Origin of the sequence: Marinobacter sp., from assembly GCF_014859525.1 — a bacterium.
Classification (GTDB): domain Bacteria; phylum Pseudomonadota; class Gammaproteobacteria; order Pseudomonadales; family Oleiphilaceae; genus Marinobacter.
Genome location: NZ_JACUUB010000140.1, coordinates 1 through 3,684, shown reverse-complemented (window position 1 = coordinate 3,684; position 3,684 = coordinate 1). Strand labels below are relative to the sequence as shown.

The 3,684-nt window shown below is 58.0% G+C and carries 3 protein-coding genes; all 3 read right to left on the bottom strand.

Annotated features, from left to right (window positions below):
* Positions 1–188: 188 nt before the first annotated feature.
* Positions 189–962, bottom strand: a complete 774-nt coding sequence (locus tag IBX51_RS14670; protein WP_291832052.1) for a CLCA_X family protein — start codon at positions 960–962, stop codon at positions 189–191.
* A gap of 10 nt (positions 963–972) precedes the next feature.
* Positions 973–2,031 (bottom strand): ribonucleotide-diphosphate reductase subunit beta, encoded by a 1,059-nt coding sequence (locus IBX51_RS14665; RefSeq protein ID WP_291832051.1) that lies wholly within the window; start codon positions 2,029–2,031, stop codon positions 973–975.
* Positions 2,032–2,226: 195 nt separating this feature from the next.
* On the bottom strand, positions 2,227–3,684 hold a 1,458-nt coding region (locus IBX51_RS14660), incomplete at its 5' end, for a ribonucleoside-diphosphate reductase subunit alpha (protein ID WP_291832050.1).

Genomic DNA, 3,684 nt, shown 5'->3' with positions numbered 1-3,684 from the left:
AAGGATAAAATCATTTCACTACGGCTACCGCCGGAGTTATACGCCCTCTTTCTAGCCATCCCTGCCCCTATCCCAGGGCGTATAATTTCGCCCATCAAAATCCTACTTTTCAACCATATCAGAAGGTTACATATATTTCCCATGCAATTTTCCGGAGTTTTGCGAACGCGTTCGTATAACTCCGGCCTTCATGCTTCTGCTTTTTGCAATGCTCTCCCCAGGGATTGGAAGTAAACAAGAAACGCCCGATTGATGCTTTCCCGCTGCGGCCCCTGTGGATAAAGCCCCAACTGGGCCTCTTCGCTGTCTTTCGTGCCTTGCACCAAGAAGGCATTTTTTACGGGGGCGTCCTGAACGAAGGCTTCGAAGGCTCTGGCACAGAGCTCCTCTGGCCGGCTGTAGTAGTGCACACCGGCGGCTTTGTCGGCCTTTGCCGATTGCCGGAACAGATCGCTTGGCTGCTCGCCTGCGCTGTCCAGCAAGATGATGCGGTAGCAGGCTTGCAGGCGTTCGTTCAGGGGGTGGGCGATGGCGTCTTCACGGGTTAACCAGAGTGAGGAGCCAAACTCGCCTTTGCCAACGCTGGGGAAAAGCTTGTCAGCAATGTAGTGGTCAAAGGCATGAAACCATTCATGGGCAATGCTGCCGGGACCGGCGTTTTTGGCCAGGGCGAAGCTGCGGGTGGCGGGGGTGTAGTGGGCGGATACGCCGGGCCGGCCGCCGATGCCATATTGCAGGGCCAGGCTGCCGCGCTGGGAAATCAGGCTTTCGGTGCCGCCAAGGATGGTCATCAGGTCGCACAGGGCATCGTAGAACAAGGCAGCGCTGCGCTGTTTTTCCGGTTCGGTTACCCAACGGCCAATTTCCACCGTACGAAACTCAAAACGGCGGCGTACATCCAGAAAAGTCACCGGGGCACGGCCTCTGTGTTCCGGGCCCCGGCGGTAGTACGTTTTAGGCATGCGGCCTATGTTACCACTCCAGCTGGGCGCCGGTTTGGTATTCGATCACCCGGGTTTCAAAGAAGTTTTTCTCTTTGCGCATGGTGGCCTGCTCGTCCAGCCAGGGCGACACGTTCTTGGCGCCCGGGAATGGCTCTTCCAGGCCGACGGTTCTGGCCCGGCGATTGGCCACAAAGCGGAACTGTTCGATGTGGTATTCCGCCGAGTAACCCAGGATAGGGTCGCGCAGGATGTAGTTGGCGTAGGCGGTTTCAGCGGCTTCGCATTCATTCCACATGTCGCGTACGGCTTTGGGATCAAAGGTGATGTTCTCTTCTTCCAGGATCTGGTTGACCACTTTCAGGCCGAAGGAGAAGTGCATGGCTTCGTCCCGCAGGATGTACTGGAACTGCTCACCGGTACCGCGCATCAAACCTCGGCGCTGCAAGGCGAAGATAGGGCTGAAGCCGTTGTAGAACCAGCAGCCTTCAAACACGGCGGCGAAGAACAGGTACGACATGATGAATTCCTGCAGGTCGTCTTTGTTGCGCAGGTTCATGTCTGAGCGCATGGCGGCATCCAGCCGTCGGTTGGCCAGTTGGATTTTTCCGTTGATCTGGGGAACCACGCGGTAGCGGTTGTAGATTTCGCTCTGGTCCAGGTTCAGTGTTTCGATGCAGTGCTGGTAGGTCCAGGTGTGCAGGGCTTCTTCGTAGACCTGACGGGCCTGGTAGATCTGCAGCTCCGGGGCGCTCATTTTTTCCATCACCGCCAGGCCGATGTTGCGCATGGCGAGGATGTCGGAGGTGGTGAGGTAGGCCAGTACGTTTTCATAGACGTGCTTTTCCGCCGGTGTCAGGCGGTGGTGGTAGTCGTGGACGTCCTGGGCCATGTTGACGTCCAGCGGGGTCCAGTGGTTTTTATTGGCGTTCATGAAGTACTCCCACGCCCAGGGGTACTTGAACGGTGCCAGCTGGTTGATGTCAGTGTTGCCGTTGATCACGCGCTTGTCGTCTACGTTCACCGGCGCTGGAGCATTCGTCTTGGCAACCGGAGTTTCCTGCTTTGTTTCGTCATCCCAATTAAGCATTTGAGTATTCCTCTGATTTTTTAGCCTGCCAGGTTTGGTGGTGGAACCGGTCTGGTATCCCCTCCCGAAAACCGCCCGTGAATACATCCCTGTAGGGCTTGGCTGTGGCCATCCTTGGCCACAGACATTTTCGGGAGGGGATGCCAGCCCGGTTCTTCTGGCTTGGCAGTTATCGGTTTTGGTGTATGTCAGCGATTACTGACAGGCTTCGCAGTCTGGCTCGTCGATGCTGCACACTTGCGGCTGTGGCGCGGCCACCGGGGCGCTTTTTTCGGCGCCGGTGGCTCCCAGGGAGCGCAGGTAATAGGTGGTTTTCAAACCGCGTTCCCAGGCCAGTTGGTAAAGGGCGTCCAGTTTTTTGCCGTTGGGTTCGGCCATGTACAGGTTCAGGCTTTGGGCCTGGTCCAGCCACTTCTGGCGGCGGGCGGCGGCCTCTACCAGCCAGCGGGCGTCGATTTCAAAGGCGGTGGCGTAGCGGGCTTTCAGTGCCTGGGGAATGCGGTCAATCTGTTGCACGCTGCCGTCGAAGTATTTGAGGTCGTTGACCATCACGTTGTCCCACAGGCCTTCGGCTTTGAGGTCGCGCACCAGGGAGGGATTGACTACGGTGAACTCACCAGACAGGTTCGATTTGACGAACAGGTTCTGGTACGCCGGCTCGATAGACTGAGACACCCCCACGATGTTGGAGATGGTCGCAGTAGGCGCAATGGCCATCACGTTGCTGTTGCGCATGCCATGTTTGGCGATGAGTTCGCGCACCGGAGTCCAGTCCAGCCGGCTGTTGGTGTTGACGGAAAAGTCCCCTTCCCGGCGGTTGTCTTTCAGCAGGTTGAGGGAGTCAATGGGCAGGATGCCCTGGTGCCACAGGGAGCCTTCGTAGGTGTCATAAGCGCCGCGTTCGCCAGCCAGGGTGGCGGAGGCACGCAGGGCAAAGTAGCTGAGCTGTTCCATGGCCACGTCAGCAAACTCGATGGCTTCCGGGCTGGTGTACGGCAGGCCCAGTTGGTAGAGCGCATCCTGAAAGCCCATCAGGCCCAGGCCTACGGGGCGGTGTTTGAGGTTGGAGTTTCTTGCCTGGGGTACCGCGTAGAAGTTGATGTCGATAACGTTATCGAGCATGCGCACGGCGGTGTTTACGGTGCGTTCCAGGCGCTGCACGTCCAGCTCGCCGTCTTTGATGTGGGCGGCCAGGTTAACGGAACCCAGGTTGCACACGGCGATTTCATCAGCGCTGGTGTTCAGGGTGATTTCGGTACACAGATTGGAGCTGTGCACCACGCCCTGGTGCTGCTGCGGTGAACGCAAGTTGCAGGGATCTTTGAAGGTAATCCACGGGTGGCCGGTTTCAAACAGCACGGTCAGCATTTTGCGCCACAGCTGTTTGGCGGGGATTTTCTTGAACAGTTTGATCTTGCCCTGCTCCGCCAGCGCCTCGTAGTGCTCGTAGCGTTCCCGGAAGGCGTTGCCGTACAGATCATGCAGATCCGGTGCATCGCTTGGGGAGAACAGGGTCCAGTCCCGGTCTTCGCGCATGCGTTCAATCAGCAAGTCCGGCACCCAGTTGGCGGTGTTCATGTCGTGGGTGCGGCGGCGTTCGTCGCCGGTGTTCTTGCGCAGCTCCAGGAATTCTTCGATGTCCAGGTGCCAGCT